The 17,689-nt window shown below is 45.9% G+C and carries 14 protein-coding genes and 1 rRNA gene; 4 read left to right on the forward strand and 11 right to left on the reverse strand.

What is annotated here, in order from left to right; translation table 11 throughout:
* Window positions 1-30: 30 nt before the first annotated feature.
* Window positions 31-1,002, forward strand: coding sequence for a GGDEF domain-containing protein (locus SOHN41_RS10275; protein ID WP_007648533.1), 972 nt, complete (start codon window positions 31-33; stop codon window positions 1,000-1,002).
* A 56-nt stretch (window positions 1,003-1,058) separates the two neighbouring features.
* Here SOHN41_RS10275 and SOHN41_RS10280 read toward each other — a convergent pair whose 3' ends face one another.
* From SOHN41_RS10280 to SOHN41_RS10295, 4 genes are all read right to left on the reverse strand, one after another.
* A complete protein-coding gene (locus tag SOHN41_RS10280; protein WP_007648534.1) occupies window positions 1,059-3,893 on the reverse strand; it encodes an ExeM/NucH family extracellular endonuclease in 2,835 nt (944 codons plus the stop codon).
* 309 nt (window positions 3,894-4,202) lie between these two features.
* On the reverse strand, window positions 4,203-4,718 hold the full coding sequence (locus tag SOHN41_RS10285) for a GDYXXLXY domain-containing protein (RefSeq protein ID WP_007648535.1): 516 nt from the start codon (window positions 4,716-4,718) through the stop codon (window positions 4,203-4,205).
* Entirely contained in the window at window positions 4,718-5,866 is a 1,149-nt protein-coding gene (locus SOHN41_RS10290; RefSeq protein ID WP_037458730.1) for a DUF4401 domain-containing protein, read from the reverse strand. Before SOHN41_RS10290 ends, SOHN41_RS10285 begins: the two co-directional genes overlap by 1 nt.
* Window positions 5,859-6,971 carry a DUF2157 domain-containing protein gene (locus SOHN41_RS10295; RefSeq protein WP_007648537.1) on the reverse strand — a complete coding sequence of 371 codons (1,113 nt, stop codon included), beginning with the start codon at window positions 6,969-6,971 and terminating at the stop codon, window positions 5,859-5,861. Before SOHN41_RS10295 ends, SOHN41_RS10290 begins: the two co-directional genes overlap by 8 nt.
* Window positions 6,972-7,106: 135 nt before the next feature.
* On the opposite strand from SOHN41_RS10295, the gene SOHN41_RS10300 reads away from it, so the two are divergent.
* On the forward strand, window positions 7,107-7,913 hold the full coding sequence (locus SOHN41_RS10300; RefSeq protein ID WP_007648543.1) for a substrate-binding periplasmic protein: 807 nt from the start codon (window positions 7,107-7,109) through the stop codon (window positions 7,911-7,913).
* 40 nt (window positions 7,914-7,953) lie between these two features.
* Here SOHN41_RS10300 and SOHN41_RS10305 read toward each other — a convergent pair whose 3' ends face one another.
* The 6 genes from SOHN41_RS10305 to SOHN41_RS10330 all read right to left on the reverse strand — a co-directional run bounded on the left by SOHN41_RS10305 (window position 7,954) and on the right by SOHN41_RS10330 (window position 13,471).
* Window positions 7,954-8,343, reverse strand: a complete 390-nt coding sequence (locus SOHN41_RS10305) for a hypothetical protein (RefSeq protein ID WP_037458732.1) — start codon at window positions 8,341-8,343, stop codon at window positions 7,954-7,956.
* A 254-nt stretch (window positions 8,344-8,597) separates the two neighbouring features.
* Window positions 8,598-8,993, reverse strand: a complete 396-nt coding sequence (locus SOHN41_RS10310) for a hypothetical protein (RefSeq protein ID WP_007648559.1) — start codon at window positions 8,991-8,993, stop codon at window positions 8,598-8,600.
* A gap of 36 nt (window positions 8,994-9,029) precedes the next feature.
* A complete protein-coding gene (locus SOHN41_RS10315; protein ID WP_007648560.1) occupies window positions 9,030-9,494 on the reverse strand; it encodes a GNAT family N-acetyltransferase in 465 nt (154 codons plus the stop codon).
* Between the two features lie 19 nt (window positions 9,495-9,513).
* Complete coding sequence (locus tag SOHN41_RS10320; protein WP_007648561.1) at window positions 9,514-10,119, reverse strand: GNAT family N-acetyltransferase; 606 nt, start codon at window positions 10,117-10,119, stop codon at window positions 9,514-9,516.
* Window positions 10,120-10,479: 360 nt separating this feature from the next.
* On the reverse strand, window positions 10,480-11,103 hold the full coding sequence (locus SOHN41_RS10325) for a 2OG-Fe(II) oxygenase (RefSeq protein ID WP_007648563.1): 624 nt from the start codon (window positions 11,101-11,103) through the stop codon (window positions 10,480-10,482).
* 223 nt (window positions 11,104-11,326) lie between these two features.
* Window positions 11,327-13,471, reverse strand: a complete 2,145-nt coding sequence (locus SOHN41_RS10330; RefSeq protein ID WP_007648567.1) for a M3 family metallopeptidase — start codon at window positions 13,469-13,471, stop codon at window positions 11,327-11,329.
* 686 nt (window positions 13,472-14,157) lie between these two features.
* Here SOHN41_RS10330 and SOHN41_RS10335 point away from each other — a divergent pair.
* Both SOHN41_RS10335 and SOHN41_RS10340 read left to right on the forward strand, forming a co-directional pair.
* Window positions 14,158-16,227, forward strand: a complete 2,070-nt coding sequence (locus SOHN41_RS10335; RefSeq protein WP_007648568.1) for a bifunctional 2',3'-cyclic-nucleotide 2'-phosphodiesterase/3'-nucleotidase — start codon at window positions 14,158-14,160, stop codon at window positions 16,225-16,227.
* A 233-nt stretch (window positions 16,228-16,460) separates the two neighbouring features.
* Window positions 16,461-17,162: a DUF2057 domain-containing protein gene (locus SOHN41_RS10340; RefSeq protein WP_007648569.1), complete on the forward strand. Its 702-nt coding sequence runs from the start codon at window positions 16,461-16,463 to the stop codon at window positions 17,160-17,162.
* Between the two features lie 247 nt (window positions 17,163-17,409).
* Here SOHN41_RS10340 and rrf read toward each other — a convergent pair.
* A 5S ribosomal RNA gene (gene rrf / locus SOHN41_RS10345) occupies window positions 17,410-17,525 on the reverse strand.
* Window positions 17,526-17,689: the final 164 nt, after the last annotated feature.

Below are 17,689 nucleotides of genomic sequence, written 5' to 3' on the forward strand. Positions count from 1 at the left end.
TATTGCTAGTAAGGCTATCGGTACAACTTTATGATAGATAAAGCCCAGCAGAATAACGCAACGAGTCATGATCAAGCCATCAATATCATTCTTAATAGTTTAGACGCCCTTGTCTATGTCTCTGATATACGAACCTATGAGTTATTGTATTTAAATGACTATGGGATCTCTGTTTGGGGCGAAGCCAAGAATAAAAAGTGCTATCAAATTTTACAGTCTGGACAGAACGCCCCATGCAAGTTCTGCACAAATAACAAATTACTCGATGCCGAAGGTAACCCATCGGGTGTTTATGTATGGGAATTCCAAAATACCCAAAATGGCCGTTGGTACCAATGTCGAGATCAAGCAATACGCTGGACCGATGGTCGCTTAGTTCGCATCGAAATCGCGACTGACATCACCGACCGAAAACACATTGAGCATGAGTTGATGCTCGCTAAAGCGCAGGCTGAAAAACAAGCCGACACAGATGAACTGACTCAACTCAATAACCGCCGAGCATATTTCAACCTAGGTCGACAAGTTGTGCATCAAATGTATCGAACCCAGCAAACACTATCTGCCATCATGTTCGATTTAGATCATTTCAAACGGATCAATGATCAATGGGGGCATGCAACAGGCGATGCCGCACTCATTCATGTCTCCCAACTCGCCCAAAAGACTGCGCGGGCCTCGGATATCCTCGCAAGATTAGGGGGGGAAGAATTTGGGGTATTACTACCCAATGCCACTCCTGAACAAGCCAAACTGCAGGCAGAACGCATGCGTAGCGAATTTGAACAACAACCTTTTCAATTTAATGGGCAATTGATTCACTGTACCGCCAGCTTTGGGATCTCATCCATCGACTTAGCCACGGCTCGCCATGAACTTGAACCACAGGATCTGCTCGAAACCATACTCAACAGTGCAGATCAGGCCATGATGCAGGCCAAACAAGCGGGTCGTAATAGAGTATGCGAATTAGAAACCACCATTCAGTCAAACCCGAGTTAACTGAATGGTGTTGCGCATACGGAGTTTCACCCACGGTAAAACCCCGCGATAAAGACTTAACGGTACGTCAGCGTTGCTGTATCAGTTAACTTGTCGTTATCTTTCACGGTGAGTTCAACAGTGTGTTGTCCACGGCGGGCAAGGCGTAAAACCACTTGACCGTTAGCGCGGGTGCCATTGTCGAACGTCCATTTATGTTGCTTTATCACGCCATCGGTATCATAGCTAGTCGAAATAAACATATCGACGAACCATAAATTGATACGCTGAATTTGCGCAACGGGGGGGTGTTTCACATCACCAACAACCACAGTCACCGTTTGCGACGTGCTATGGATTAGGCCGTCGTTATCGGTCACAGTTAACGTGACCAGATACTCGCCGCTTTGGCTGTAACTATGGGTCACTACCTCACCCACCGCCACAGTGTTATCACCAAAGCTCCACTCGGCAGATACGATTTGTCCGTCGCTGTCGGTTGAAGTGGATGTCAGTTGCACCGCAGCACCATTTACCACTTGAGTGAAACTGGCCACTGGCGCGACTTTTTCCGCTTCGAGCAAGAGTGAAATCACCACAGGATCGTGATCCGATGAGCGATACGCATCTGTAGCGAATAAGTCTTGGATTTGAGCTGGCGTCTTAAACTCTTCGTTGTAATCCAATACCCGCGGTTCGTCGGTATTGATATGCCACTCAGTCACATCCACCACTTTATCGAGCAGTGCTGCGTTTGCTAAAGCATGATCCAACTGACCCGATTCAGCCGAGAACACATAGGAATAAGGGTTCGGCTTTTCAAGTTTGGCAAACAGCTCGCTAAAGCCCGCATTACCTAACGCCGTTAATGGATCTTCCTTCGCATAAGAATTCAAATCACCAATCAGCAAAACGCCTTGTTCTGGATATTGCTCGCTGATCCATTGACCTGCAGCCGTCGCCGCACGGGTACGAGTGATATTACAGTTGCCTTGACCGTCATTGAGATCAGGATCGCCCGCACATTCACTGCCCTTAGATTTAAGGTGATTAACCGCAACGACCACGCCTTCTTCAGTGCCGTTCACGCTAAAGGCTTGGGTCAGCATTGGACGGTTTTTACTGTCGTCAAACAGGGGCTTTTGGTCATCATCCAATGGCGAATTGGCACTGGATAGAATGCGTGCAGCGCCCTGCGGCGTGACTTTATCGCTACGATAAATCAAGCCAACCGTGATGGCATCGGTGCCAATCGCATTCATGCCTGCTGGCGCGATATAAGCGTAACGCGCTTCACCCACAGCGGCATTCAAACCTGCGACTAAATCGGCAATAGCCGAATTAGCGCTAAAGCCATCGTTCTCGATTTCCATCAAACCAAATACATCGGCACTAATGCCCACCATAGCGCTGACAATCTTCGCCTTTTGACGCTCAAACTCGCTCAAAGTGTTGGCACCACGGGCAGTTGGGAAACCTGCACCTTGGCCGTCACCGTTGAAGTAGTTGAGCACGTTAAAGCTAGCGACTGTTAGATTACCGCCTTCAACCAATATTGGTGCGATTGGGCGTGGGTTTTCCGCCACAAAGTTCACCGTTTCGATTGGCATAATGCGATACAAATTAAAGCCATAGTGCATCACACCCGTAAGCGATGTGGCTTTATCACCGACACGCACAGTGTTTGATGCGCTAAGACCAGGAGCGGGAAATTGCACAGGATCTGGATTCTGCGCCGTTAACCCATCATCCAATAAAATACTGTCACGTTGGTTGGCTGCGCTCACCGCCAGCGCATCCGCGCCCGGTGCAGCCACTTGCGTACCGATAAAGTGGCGCTGACTGCCTAATGAAATCTCGCCATAACGACCGAGGTTATAGACTTCGTTCACCACTAAATCTTGGCTAAAACGAACACGCATGCCCTCAAATGGCTCAAAATCATCACTGCTGTTAACAGGTAAGGTCACCACCGCCGCCGTTGGCAGTGTTTGCCCAGTGGCACACAACTTGTGATCTGATACCGTCGTTAGTTCAGTTAAGCCTTGATATTCAGTGACTTTGGCTTTTAAGCGAATACGATCACCTGCCACATACGCGGTGGGTGCATTGCCGGTATACACAAACACCCCTTCGGAGGTTTGGGGATCGCTATCGGCTTCGTTATCAGCCATTTGTACGAAGATGCCCTTAAGACCGGCTTCTTGATTACTGACGACAACCGCTTCAACCACTAAGGTTTGACCATTGAGAGGGCTAGCAGCGCCCGCGCCTTGAAGTGCATGAATTGCTGTGGCTTCTTCGCCGCACGCAAGAGAGCTTGGTGGAGGCTCGACGGGATCGGTTGGCGTGCCGGCGCTGAATTTGCCGAGATCAGCAATATCGTCCTTCGCAAAACCTAACCAAGTGCTAAAGCTAACCGCATCGTCACTGATGGGATCGGCAATCAGCTGATCAGGATTACGGCGCAGGGTATTGTCTTGAGTGGAGAGATCACCACTGCCCCACTCGGCACCGGGATCGACACCGACTTGGCCTAAACTATCAATCACTTGATTTTGATAGGTCAGTTCAATCGCATCGTCACCGTTAAAGAAGCTGGCGGAACTTTGTTGATTGGTCACAGCCAGAATATCGGCAGACGCGTCGTTATCGGCAACCACATAAGTCGCCCCCGCCGCTAGTGAGCCCGTGAGCGCAATCGTCGTACCGACGTTGGTGCTGCCATTAAAATAGAAGCGCAATTGGTATTGGCTTAAATCAATAACGCCTGCGGTTGGGTTATACAGTTCGATGGCTTTATTGTTGCTGCTGCCTTCGACATATTCTGAAATGATCAAATTATCCGCGCCATGGGCAAGCCCACAAACGCTGCTGATGGCTAACGCCAGCACAGTTTTAGTGTTAAACATTGGGACCCCTAAATGTATTGTTTTAATATTTTGTATTGAATTGCGATTTAATTGATGCACTTAGATGCTTCAAGGTGATGTACCTCGAGGACTGACGATACTATAGGCGACCAAGGTTACAAATTGGTTGCACCAAAGTTGCAACTTAAGATGGATATTATTAGTACGATTTAGCGATCAGAGCTAGGAAGAAAGCAGTACGGGAATGCTGGCCGCTCATTAACAATGCGGCCAGAAATAATTAATGTTTTGGGGATAAAACGTCGTTAACAACATAAGCAGAGCCAATGGATAAAAGCCCTAACGCAACTATAAGGGCTGAAGTTTTTCATCGAGCAAACTGACCAGCAGTAATTCACCTTGGGCGTTCACCCTAAACTCGCCGTATTTAGCCGCACTAAAATGATCGGCTTGCCCTTCCTCAAAGAAAAAGCTGTTCGATGCGAGTTTGATTTGATTACCACGGACACGAAATTGCACCCGCAGCTGATCTTTACCCAGCGCTTGGTCGGTATAAAAATCCACAAAACGCGCCACCTTTTGCCCATCTAATGCCAGTAACAACTGGCCCTGCATTTGTTGCGGCGCTAAGGCGCCGCGCACATCGCGGGCAATGGCATATTCCAGCGCCATGTAATCTCCCTGCATTAACGAGCGCGGGTCAACCGGCGCTAATGCAAAGCGCACGACTTGGCCGTGATTAAGCAGTTGTTCAAACTTGAAAATGCGCCAATTCACGCCAGTCAGAATCGCAACTGCCGTGAAGACTACGATGCCAAGCACCCATTTATGTGAAGCCGTCAGTTTTCCCGTTACATTTCCCATCACACAGTCTCCTTGGCATTTTGATTGGCCGGAAATAACCGCCACATCACTATCCTTGCCACCAGCAACAACGCGCCCAAGCCCATCAAGTAGCCGGATTTAAGCAGTAACGTTGTTTCTAAGGAATAATAATATCCACTGACAAACAACAGCGCCGACACAATGCCCATACCTTTTAGCCAAGGCTCATTGCAATAATGACCAAGTAAGATCAATAGGATAGCAGTCGATAATCCCTGCATGGGTAATGACAGAACACAGACCAAGATAAGGCAGACAACACAACCTACCGCCGCGGGTGACATCAGTGACTGTTGGCGCTCACGAAATACCACCACCAACAAATAGCCACAAATAGCAAAGGTAACTGATAGATGGAACAAGCTAAACCGCAGGCTTTGCTGCCAAGGACTAAAAAGCTCATCAAACAGGTTATCCATACTAAAAGCATGTAATAATTGGATATTTAAAAGCGTGAGTACGACCCCATAGCAAAGCATTCGCGCCCTTTGGTAATGGCGTCCAAGGCGATTGATATGCAGTAACACCACACTAATAACAAAGGTAAACAAGCTTGGGCTAAGGCTCAGTAAGTCTAATTTCGCCATTAACCCCACCACACACCAGCTTAAGCAAAATGCGAATACAAATTGAGCTAATCCATGCCTGAGCACACCCCATAACAATAAAAAAAGCCCCGCCATACTCAGATACCAACTGACATTAAACTCATCGCCGAGTAACTCGAATATCCCCCATGCCACCCCGAGTGAGCCACTCAAACAGGCAGCAAAGGCAAACTGTTGAATAAAGGTTCGTTGATGCGCCACAAAGTACAAGCTAACACCCAAAGCTAAATAAACCAGTCCAATCAACAGAGCAACATCAGCCTCGATTCGCTGAAAAATAGCGTCCAGAAGCGACGCCATAAAACCTAAAAGAAACCAAGCCGCAATCCATGCTGCAAAGGCTTGCATCAGACCTATATACCAAGGTATATCATGGCTTTGGGGCATCATAGATGAACTGACCAGCCCCTCGGAATATAGGGATTGCCACAGCTGTGGGCTCGTTTGGCAACGAAGCGAAGCCTCGCCACTAGTCGAAGCGGTACTTTGCATGTCATTTTTTGGGGGATGACTATTCATGGTTCCCTCCCTGTTCCCCATGGTTGACGGTCACTTGCATCACACTGGCAGATTTAAGACTCTGATTCACTTTTTTCAACCACAGGCTTAAACCTGTACTGGCTAAAAGAATATAAACCCCGATAAATAGGAATCCACCTATAGGGTCGCCATCTTCAAAAATAAGCTTTATCAAAAAGATAGCACTCACAGCGATAAGACTAAAACCCCCTAATGCTAAGGGGTAGACCCGTGGAAAGACATAGCAAAAGACATAAAACCCAAGGACAAGATTTAAGATATAAACACCACTAACCCAGAGGGGAAAACTCTCATTGCTATCAATATTGAGGATCGACCAGCTCACTAACCAAGTAAAACACCCCATAGCAAACATGGAGCAGGCATATTGAAGAATTGGTGTATGCCAGCGGCCCTCTTTGAGAGGGTCTAAATAGGTAAAAACGTAATAAATGAGGGTATTCAATAGCGCAAATACAAGTAACTGTATCTGGACATCCCCAAATGGCAGCCAGAAATCGACCGATGCATCAAAAAATAACCCTAAGCTAAGATTCAATAATCCCACAACCAACAGCCATAAGCCGTCAACCCCCGCAATCCAAGCAAAAGGCAATATAACGAGCGCCCACAGGGCGAATAGTTGCCAAGGATCGGCCCCAGTTTGATAGGTTTGTCCAACTAGGGCCAATAAACCACCGACTAACACACATGCCACGAGCAGTGCAGCATTAGCCGCCGTTGCCCCAAAAGGCCTCCCCTGAGATGTTGATACCGTAAAAGATGGATTGTTTAATACTATTGATGGCTGACATACGGCTCGGTAATAGAGCCAAAGAAATGCTGAGATAGCGAACAGTATGGCCACTTCTAGCAGCGCAAATTTGGCAAATCGGCCCAAGGATTGCCAATTATAGGCGAAGAAAAATATCACACCACAAGCAAAACTTAATGCCCCAAACCATAGCAATAATCCTGCAATCAATGCTCGCCAGCGACTCGCATCGGGACGAACGGAGAGTCGGTGATAAAGTTGATCCGCCTGTGCTGAGGTAATATGCCCCTGTTCAAGCCATTCACACACTTGAGATGCTAAAGAGCCCAATATAAGATCTCCCTTCTGATAATAGAACTCGCCTGCACAAAATACGCATTAACCCGGCTTAAGTGCAATAATTAATTGTATTAACTTGTATCGCACACAGGTAGGCTTAGACAACAATAGCGAACAGGAGAACTTATGCGGTTATGTACTTTCTACAAGCTGCTGCTTTGCTTAATACTTAATAGCGATTTGAGTATCATGGCATTTGCTCAAACAGAGATCGCCCCTAAGCCACTGATCCGAGTTGGAGGTTACCAATTTGCCCCCTACGTAAACCTTCAAATGGATGGCCGCTATACGGGTTTAACCCTAGATCTGATTAATGCTCTTAATCAGATCCAACAACAAGTGACATTCGAATTTGTCCCCACTAGCATAGAGCACAGAAATAAAGCCTATGCCGCAGAACGATTCGATATGATGCTATTTGAAGATCCCAATTGGGGCTGGCAACACACCAAGATGCAGTTTATTCCCCTGAATATAAAGGATGGCGAGGTCTTTATCGCCCTAAAAAATCGCGCGAAAGAACAGGGTTTCTTTGCAGATTTAACCAATAAATCCATGGTGTTAGTAAAGGGTTACCACTATGCCTTCATCGGCTCTGAAACGGATCCGGTGCAATTGAAGAAACGCTTTGACCTAGTGTTTGTCACGAGCAATAAAGCGTCAATCGAGACTATTTTGCGCCAACGTGCCGATATCGCTCCCGTGACACTATCTTATCTAAATTATTACTTAGCCCTGAATCCTGAAGAAAAGGACAAACTACTCATTTCAAACCAATGGGTACAACACTATCACCTAGGTGTGCTGTTAACCCCGCATTCCCTACTGAAGATTGACCAGCTCAACCATTGGCTTGAATTACTCCAGCAGAGTGGAAAACTGGCGACATTAACCCAAGATTACGGATTTACACTCCCCGCCCCAACCCCATAGAGCAGAATGAATCCTTGGCTAAATCGCCACTCAGCTAGGATCACGAGAGCAAAGGCCCAAGCATAGCGAAAAGGCTAATTAGCAAAAATACCAGAGCCTGAATACTGAGCATTTGGCTACTGTTAGGCGGGCTTAAGCTGGCAACATAAAACTGCCATATTGAAAAAATGCCGTAATTGAGCCCTAAAAATAAGATTAAACTGTAGGCATACATCTCAGGGATAACATTAAGACTGCAGATCAGAAAAATAGCCGTTGATGTCATGAAAAACACCGACTGGCAATGGAACATACAACGCAATATTTGCTTGCTCTGCTCGCCCACATTGGCCCTTAGTAGCGGCGTTAGCAACATTTTTTGACCTTGCACTAAGTGGTAGCCGCATACCACCGCACTTAAAGCCGCTGCGGCCATCAAGCTTATTACCATTACTATTCTCACTCTATTAACACCGACAAGGAATTTGCCAAGAGCCTATTAAAACAGATCGTAACCAAAGTAATCTTAAGCTAATTCCAGAAACGCTCGCTCAAATAGTCACCTCGATACACGCATCACAGTGATTAAGACCTGTAAAGGAGCATTCCTGTTTCACCTAAAAATGAAATAGATCACCACACTCGGTTATAGAAACAACAAAGGAGCCTTAAAGCTCCTTTATAATCTCCCATACCAAACCCGACTTACATTGTTGCCATGGTCCAATAGTCCAGACGCTTCTGTGGATCGGCAAGCAGATTTTTACATTGTTCTTTATACTTGCCCATCAAGGCGCCTAAATTACTCGAGCCACCTAAGCTCTCAATTTGACGCGCCTTGGCATCGGCAACCGCTTGTGTTACCTCGGTCTCTGTTTGGTATTTTTTTGCGAGGTTTTCGGCCTCAACTTTCGAGCTTTTTAAGCGCTCACCCACGGCCTGCATTTGTGGCGCATTCATAGCACTAATGGCTTCAGAACTTATCTGATAATAAGCCGCACACTCGATCGCTTCTTTACTAAATGCTTTTTCCGCTTCATCGGCCCAGACCGCTGTACTCGCGCTTAACGCTAAGCTGGCGATGACTAACGCTTTTAACATGTTGTCTTTCCTTTTTATTAGCAATAATGAATAAACCTACTTAAATGCAGAAGATATCTCAAGCTCATAGGTAAAAAAATCTTGATTACGCACAAAGCCCAACCCCTCGTATAAGCCTTGTGCGCGAAGGTTATCCCTCTGTGTTTCGAGTATCAAATAACACACATTATGGGCCCTAGCGTACTCCGCCGCTCGCTGCACTAATGCCCGCCCAATACCGACACAACGGGCATGTTGAGTCACAAACACATCGTTGAGGATCAATATAGGTGCCAAATGCAGTGATGAAAAACTGGGATACAACTGCACAAACCCAAGTCCAGTTCCTTGATGATCTTGGGCAATAAACACCACAGACGAGTTATCTTGTAAACGTGTTCGAATAAACTGTTCTGCGGCGGCTAAATTGTCATTACACCCATAAAATTGTCGGTATTCATTAAATAACACAGCAACCCCATGGCTATGGGAAACATCTGCTTGAGTAATAATGCTTGCCATGGGCATTTCCTATCTTAAATTACTGGACTAATGGTCTCTGGCGTAAACGAAATTGCAGACTACCTTTAACCGTCGACCATTCCGTATCAATGATGGAGTAGACAACGGTATCCCGAATAGTTCCATCCTTTAGGATCCTATTATTGCGCAATACCCCATCCTGCTTGGCACCCAGTCTCGCAATGGCTTGGCGCGAAGCCTGATTATGCCAATGGGTACGGAATTCAACGGCAATAGCATCTAGTGTTTCAAAGGCAAAGGTTAAGAGCAGCAATTTAGATTCGGTATTAATTCCCGTGCGCTGAGCCCGTTTTGCATACCAAGTGTAGCCAATCTCGAGGTGACGGTGCTCACTCTCCCAGTGGCAGATCCGTGTACAACCGACCACTTCCCCTGACACCCTATCGCGCACGGCAAAGGGAAAACTCTCGCCGCGCGCTTGTTCTTCGAGGGCCTTAGCCACATAGGCTTTCATCTCACTCGGCTCTGGTACGCTGGTAAACCACAAACGCCAAAGCTCGCCATCCGCCACCGCTAAACTCAATGCCGCCACATGGGATAAAGACAAAGGTTCCAACACGACATGCTCACCACTTAAACAACCTAAGTTATCTCCACTGCCCACAGTATCGCCTCCGTTAGATAAGTTAAAAGTGTGTTCTTGCGCACATTTTTATCTAGCCTAACACTAATCGACAATAAAAAAACACTCTCTTTTCAGCGTGATTGGATAAATTTATCCCATTATCTGTGGTTTAGATTACCTAAAGCTTAAGACTGCATGAATGAGTAAAAGGCTGTTGGATCGAGTTGAAATAAATACTGTGGAGGAAGAAAGAGGTCACTATGGGGTAATGACATTGAGCCCGCGCTATTGAGTCATGGGGATAATAATAGTGGGCTCAATGCAGTGACCAGTCAAATCACTGCGACTAAAAACAACTAAATCTGTGTTCAACATTAAGGTGCTTAATATCAGGTGAAATTAAAAACCATGGACACTATTACTCACCCTAAACCAACCCGCAATGCTGTTTCGTTGGGCCAGAGTTGGGCGCACTTCATGGGGAAAACGCTCACTGAGAAAGATCACAAAATGGCCCATTTTAGGGGCGATACGCTCTAGCTCATTATCTTGTTCGTCATAAATGATCAGCTCACCACAATCGGCTTCTTTCCAATAGGGATTTAAAAAGAACACTGTGGTTAAGATCCGGTTTTGACTGCCTTTTAGTGCATCCACATGCTTTTTATAAAAAGCACCGGATTGATACACTGCATAATGACTTTCATAATCGAATAAGCCCATAAACAAGCGACGATTCAAGCCATTTTTCAGCTGCGTCATCAAATCCAGATATTGGGCGTCGGGCTCATTGTGCTCTTCTAGCCACTGTATTCTGTCACGGCGAATATCAGGGTTAAGCTGTTGTTCCGCACCACGACCAATTGATGCAGCTTTAAGTTCATGTGATTGTGTTGATTGAACTTTTTCCAATAACACTTGGCTAATATGGGCAGGAACTAAGTCAGTTAAAACAACATAGCCTTTCTCAACCAAGGCGTCAGCGATCACATCCAGCATTGCTTCACTTAATTGCGAAACCATTTATGCTACATCCCAAAAAGAGGCTACGCTTTTGCTGTACTCAAGGGCTCAAGGGAAGGAAAAAACTGAGCCTGATTTTCGAGGGGCGTCGATACGAGATATAGAAAATATCCCACAGTCAAATTTGGCGGAAGTGTAGAGTAAATAGCGCCGAAAGACAAGATGATAAAAAAGGCTTGCAAGGTTACCCTATCAAGCCTTTTAGCCTTTCACATCCGAGCTATTAATCGACTAAACCGCGACGTTTGAGCAGTGCATCAGTCGTTGGTTTCTTACCCGTAAAGTGCATGTAATCCTGCATGAGATCTTCGCTGTTACCTTTCGATAAGACTTCCTTACGGAATTTATCGCCATTGTCGGTTTTTAAACCGCCCTGTTCGCCCATATAGCTGAAAGCATCGGCGGCAAACACTTCGGTCCACAAATATGCGTAATAACCCGCGGAGTAGCCACCGGCGAAAGCATGGCTAAAGTAGCTCGATTTATAGCGCGGTGGAATTGGCGCAAAATCGAGGCCGTGTTTAGCTAACACTTGGTGTTCAAACTGCTCGACATCGCTAATTGGCGTGTCGGCGCTGATCGAGTGCCATTCCATATCTAACAAGGCAGCAGACAGATACTCAACGGTGTCGAAACCTTGACCAAACTTATTTGAGGCTAAGATTTTATCGAGTAGCGCCTTAGGAATAGCTTCACCCGTCTTGTAGTGTTTGGCATAGTTCGCAATCACAGCAGGGTCGATATTCCAATCTTCGTTAACCTGTGATGGGAACTCAACAAAATCACGTGCAGTTGATGTACCTGCCACGCTTGGGTATTTCACCTGTGAGAATAGACCATGTACGGCATGACCCATTTCATGGAACATGGTCGTCACTTCATCGAAGGTCATTAGCGTTGGGCCATCGGCTGGCTTAGGAATATTCAGCGCGTTATAGACCACGGGCTTAGTACCGAGCAGACCGCTTTGGGTGACGAACTCATCCATCCAGGCACCGCCGCCCTTGCCTTCACGGGCATAGGGGTCAAGGTAGAATAAGCCGATAGAACTGTTGTCTTTATCAAAAACTTCAAAGGCTAAAACATCGGGATTCCATACGGGTAAATCGGTACGCGCTTTTAAGCTGATGCCATACAGTTTATTCATAGCGAAAAACAGCCCGTCTTGCAGCACAGTATTAAACTCGAAATAAGGTTTGATACTGCTCTCGTCGAGGGAGTATTTTTCTTTACGCACTTTGTCGGCGTAATAAGCCCAATCCCAAGGTTGAAGCTCAAAATCACCGCCCGCCTTTTTGATTTCAGCTTGAATATCAGCGGCTTCCACTTTGGCGCGAGCCAAGGCTTTTGGCGCTAAATCATCGAGGATTTCATACACAGCACCTGGAGTTTTCGCCATTTGATCGGCAACCGCGTAAGCTGCCCAAGTATCGAACCCCAATAAGTTGGCTTTTTTAGCCCGAATTTGTGCCATTTTAACAATCAATGGACCATTGATTGCAACAGCTCTGTGCGCCGAGGTTTCCCACACTTTTTGGCGCAGTTCACGGTTGCTCAGGCTAGAAAGCACAGGCTGGCGTGTCGTGTTCACTAAGGTAATTAAATAGCCCTCTTTCCCAGCCGCTTTAGCGGCCGCGGCTAAGGTGGCAATTTCGCTGTCTGATAAGCCAGCTAACTGCGCTTTATCGGTCACGACAATCACATCATCTTTATATGATTTTAAGCTGTTTTGTGAAAAGTCAGTCGCTAAGGTGGCAAGCTCGGCATTAAAGTCGCGCATCTTAGCCTTATCTTCGGCGGACAATTTCGCCCCCGCGCGGACAAACTGCTCATAGTAGTATTCAACTAAACGCTGGTCCTCCGCATTCAAGCTGTCCTTTTGCTGATAAACGGCTTCAACACGGGCAAATAATATCGGATCGAGATAAATATTATCTCGGTGGGCAGCTAACTTAGGTGCCATATCCGCTTCGGTTTTCTGGAAATCATCATCAGAAATCAGACCGGCGAGATTAAAAAAGGTACGCGACACTCGTGTTAATAATTCACCCGAGGTTTCCATCGCCAGAATGGTATTGTCAAAACTGGCCGCTTGCTTGTTATTCACAATAGCAGCGATTTCAACATCATGGGCTTTAATGCCTTGCTCGAAGGCGGGAGCATAATCTGTCGTATGGATAAGGTTAAATTGCGGCGCTTGATCCTGCAGTGGACTCTTGCTCAGCAACACATTGGTTGCTTGCGCTTTAGCTGTGGTTTGAGTCGCTACGGCATTTGGGGCTTCATTGGTACTGGCGGCAGGCTTGTCTGAACAAGCGCCAAGTAACAAAGCCGCGGCCACGGCTGTGGTAATAACGGACTTACGCATATTAACTCCCTTGAATGTTATGGCCCTTTCGATTGTATTTTTAAGGTGAAAGGTGCGTGCTAACGAATTTTGGTTTTCTATTTATACTGTTGCTGTGTACGCCAATTTAGAGAAACTACCTTAACAAGTTACTGGCATTTCAGCCAAATTTTACCCATCCACAGCGGTACGAGTTTGTATCATTTTATGTGTATTTTCAGCCTAAATGGGTCTATGTCCTACCTACGTAACCTCTCACTCGTATCCGCTGAACGTAGATACATACAGGAGGGAATGATAAGGATTAGCTAAATTTTGATGTAAAAAGAGTTATTTAAAACAATCTAACCAATTTTTCAAACTAAATATTTCCGATAGAGACAAGGGCTTAAGTAAATAACACGCCATTCCAATAACAAATATTAATTATTCTTAATAAACTGTTTACTGTGATTATTTAAACCTCTATGTAACAAACTACACAGGCAAAATGGCTCACTATTTAAGCAGGCACACCCTGAGTCACACTTTAAAACCATTTTTCTACGATTAATGTCACATTCAGATCATCAAATGTCTTTATAATTCCTGCTCGTTAACTTAGCGACAAATTAACCTAACCGTTAAATTACGCTGAATTAACGGGATGATGGCATGCTCTTTACGGAACATGCGTTGGGGTCAAATAAATATAAATAGAGATAACTATGTTAAATAAGAAAATACTCGCAGTGATGATCACTGCTGCCCTTGGTGTCAGTGCCTGTGGCTCAGATGACGACACTGTTATTCAACCTAATGTTCAAGCCGATTTACGGGTACTAGAAACCACAGATCTGCACACAAATATCATGGATTTCAACTACTACAGTGGTAAAGATGATCCAACTATCGGTTTAGCTCGCACCGCAAGCTTGATCCATGCAGCACGCAGTGAAGCCAAAAACAGTGTACTCGTGGATAACGGCGACCTACTACAAGGTAGTCCTATGGGCGATTATATGGCCAAAATTGGCCTGCAAATGGGTGATGTTCACCCCGCCTATAAAGCCATGAACCTATTAGATTATGAAGTCGGTAACATAGGTAACCATGAATTTAACTATGGTTTAGACTTCTTAAATAAATCCATTAGTGGTGCAGAGTTTCCTTATATCAACTCAAACGTTTATTGCGCCGACGATAAGGGTTGCTGGAATGAGGTTAAAAAAGGTGAACATTTATTCACCCCTTATATCATCAAACAAAAAACCATTATCGACAGTGAAGGCAATAATCAAACCATTAACATTGGCTATATTGGTTTTGTGCCACCGCAAATTCTATTGTGGGATAAACAAAATCTGACGGGTAAAGTGACGGTCGAAGATATCGTTACCACCGCGAAAAAATATGTCCCCGAAATGAAAGCTAAAGGGGCCGATATCATTATCGCCATCCCTCATTCTGGCATTGGTTCGACTGAAAATCCTGGCGACCCTATGGCTGAAAATGCCACTTACGCTTTGACTTATGTTGATGGTATAGATGCGATCCTCTTCGGCCACAGCCACTCTATCTTCCCGGATGCTAAGTATGCAGGCTTACCCAATACCGACGTCACTAAAGGCTTACTAAACGGCGTCCCCGCAGTGATGCCAGGTCGTTGGGGTGATAACTTAGGGGTTGTTGATTTTAAACTTGAGCGTAAAGACGGCAAGTGGTCTGTGCTAAGTGCAACGACTAAAGCACGTCCTATCTATGATGGCGCGAATAAAACACCATTAGTTGAAGCCGATGCTGCCATTCATGATGCTGTCGCTGCCGAACACCAAGGTACCCTCGCCTTTGTGGATGAACCTATCGGTGTCGCTGCGGCGGACATGTATAGCTTCCTCACCTTAGTGCAAGACGACCCAACGGTACAAATTGTATCGGATGCGCAAATTGCCAACGTCAAAGCCAAACTCCCTGAGGCGTTAAAAGATCTGCCAGTCTTATCGGCCTCTGCGCCATTCAAAGCCGGTGGTCGCCATGGCACAACCAGCGATGCCGACCAATATGTACAAGTCGCTAAAGGCGCATTAACCTTTAAAAACGCCGCCGATCTTTACCTCTACCCTAATACTATGGTTGCGGTCAAAGCCACGGGCGCCGAGCTGAAAGATTGGTTGGAGTGTTCGGCTAACCAATTCAATCAAATCGATCCAACCAAAACCACGCCACAGGAGTTAATCAACTGGGATGGTCATCCAACCTATAACTTCGACGTGCTCGATGGCTTAACCTATAAGATCGATGTCACTCAACCCAGCAAGTTTGACCGTGACTGCGCCGTCGTTAATGCCAATGCTAACCGTATCGTCGATTTAAGCTATAAAGACGAAAACGGTAAAGTCTTCACTGGCGAAGAGTTGGCGGCCAAAGAATTTATCGTCGCCTCAAATAACTACCGCGCCTTTGGTGGCAAGTTTGCCGGCACGGGCAGTGACCATGTGGTACTCGAACTGCCAGACACCAACCGTGAAGCCTTAGCGGCCTATATCACAGTGCAATCTCAGTACAATGAAACCACAGGCAAGTATGAAGGTATGGTCAACCCAAGTGCTGACTACAACTGGGACTTCAAAACCATCAGCACCAATGTGACGCTGGATATTCATTTCCAAACCCAAGATAGCGATAAAGCCGCGACCTTTATCGAAGCGAATAAACAACGCGAAATGACCAAAATCAGTAAAGATGAACTCGGTTTCGCCGTGTACCGCATCAACCTAAGCCAAGATAAAGCGAAGTAATTTGCGTTACTTCCGCTTAAGTTAAGCCAAAGTCAGGCTTAACTAATCTCATACTTAGGCAAGAAAAGGCTCCCCGTGAGCCTTTTCTTTTACCTTCATCCCAGCCAAACAGCACACCTTCACGGATAAACTGAATGAGTTTGCGGCTTTGTGATGGTCAGCTTAGGTATCCACTTTGTCTTAGTCGCTATCTCACTTATCATTAGTGTGTGATATCAACCAAGAGAAAGCCTATGAAATCCCCTTGTATTCTGTGCGCATCAGCCATGCTGCTTGCCAGCCTGCAGCCCGTTAGTGCCGAAGTGACTCTGCAGCTTCCAAGCGATGTCGAGCTGTTAACCGTGAATGGACAAAAGCCATTGAGCACCGCACCTGTCACGCTGAGTAATGGATTGAATCAAATCGCTTTTCGCTACAATGCGCAGTATCGAAAACAGGCTAATTCGGTACGCTATCAATCCGACGTACTCATCGTCCGCTTTAATGAAACCGACCAAGAATTACAGCTTAAACTGCCCAATATCGACTCGGCTAAAGCCGCAAAACAATTCGATGAGTCACCATCACTCTCGCTGTTGGACAAGCACAATCAAGCGATTGCGTTTGACCAAGACAGACTAGTGAAAAACGGGCTTCAGATAGGCCGAAACTTCGAGCAGGAAATCTTGCTCTATAACCAAGGCCAACATCCGGCCTCGTTAGCGATAGCGGCGGTACAAACCATACCTCAAGCATCGCTGGGCACGAATACAGAAGCCCTGCCAGCGGCCACAATCGTGACTTCCACAGCAGTTACCGTCAATACCACCATAAAGCAAAGCGCTACACCTGACTCGCCGACTCAAGCCGAAATCAGCCACATGCTGGATTATTGGTATCATCTTGCCGATGACGCCACCAAAGCAAAATTCAAGGCCAAAATTAGTGGAAAATAAGCTTATTCGTTAAGTCTGACACAATTGAAGTGCTAAAACTGCACGGTAAAACCCAATAGATGAGAGGACAGCCTAGGTTGTTCTTTTTATCTGATTTTATGCGCCCGAACTCTTTAGACGTAAATCAAGTAGAAATATTATTCAGGGGGAAATAAAGAGTTAAGAGGCAGAATTTGATAACGGGAAAAGCAAAAAAGCCAGCTTATTCAGCTGGCTTCGTCACTGCTCTTTTCAGAGCTTATTAGGCGCTTGGCGATGACCTACTCTCACATGGGGAGACCCCACACTACCATCGGCGCGATTGCGTTTCACTTCTGAGTTCGGGATGGGATCAGGTGGGACCACAATGCTATTGTCACCAAGCATATTCGGTTTAAACAAGACTCGAGAGCGCACTTCGTGCTGCTAGACTCTAGGTTCTAGGAACTAAAATCGGCTCTTATCTTATTTAATAATTCGGAAAGCTGTTTGTTTTTTGAGTTCACACTTCATTAAGTGTTTATATTCTGTCTAAGTTCGCTATTAGC

Origin of the sequence: Shewanella sp. HN-41 (assembly GCF_000217915.1) — a bacterium.
Lineage (GTDB): Bacteria > Pseudomonadota > Gammaproteobacteria > Enterobacterales > Shewanellaceae > Shewanella.

What these genes read in the sequence shown, in the direction of transcription:
- SOHN41_RS10330 (WP_007648567.1), bottom strand. Translation starts at nt 13,471, where the DNA reads ATGCGTAAGTCCGTTATTACCACAGCCGTGGCCGCGGCTTTGTTACTT.
- SOHN41_RS10290 (WP_037458730.1), bottom strand. Translation starts at nt 5,866, where the DNA reads ATGAATAGTCATCCCCCAAAAAATGACATGCAAAGTACCGCTTCGACT.
- SOHN41_RS10280 (WP_007648534.1), bottom strand. Translation starts at nt 3,893, where the DNA reads ATGTTTAACACTAAAACTGTGCTGGCGTTAGCCATCAGCAGCGTTTGT.
- SOHN41_RS10335 (WP_007648568.1), top strand. Translation starts at nt 14,158, where the DNA reads ATGTTAAATAAGAAAATACTCGCAGTGATGATCACTGCTGCCCTTGGT.
- SOHN41_RS10300 (WP_007648543.1), top strand. Translation starts at nt 7,107, where the DNA reads ATGCGGTTATGTACTTTCTACAAGCTGCTGCTTTGCTTAATACTTAAT.
- SOHN41_RS10305 (WP_037458732.1), bottom strand. Translation starts at nt 8,343, where the DNA reads ATGGTAATAAGCTTGATGGCCGCAGCGGCTTTAAGTGCGGTGGTATGC.
- SOHN41_RS10310 (WP_007648559.1), bottom strand. Translation starts at nt 8,993, where the DNA reads ATGTTAAAAGCGTTAGTCATCGCCAGCTTAGCGTTAAGCGCGAGTACA.
- SOHN41_RS10325 (WP_007648563.1), bottom strand. Translation starts at nt 11,103, where the DNA reads ATGGTTTCGCAATTAAGTGAAGCAATGCTGGATGTGATCGCTGACGCC.
- SOHN41_RS10275 (WP_007648533.1), top strand. Translation starts at nt 31, where the DNA reads ATGATAGATAAAGCCCAGCAGAATAACGCAACGAGTCATGATCAAGCC.
- SOHN41_RS10285 (WP_007648535.1), bottom strand. Translation starts at nt 4,718, where the DNA reads ATGGGAAATGTAACGGGAAAACTGACGGCTTCACATAAATGGGTGCTT.
- SOHN41_RS10340 (WP_007648569.1), top strand. Translation starts at nt 16,461, where the DNA reads ATGAAATCCCCTTGTATTCTGTGCGCATCAGCCATGCTGCTTGCCAGC.
- SOHN41_RS10315 (WP_007648560.1), bottom strand. Translation starts at nt 9,494, where the DNA reads ATGGCAAGCATTATTACTCAAGCAGATGTTTCCCATAGCCATGGGGTT.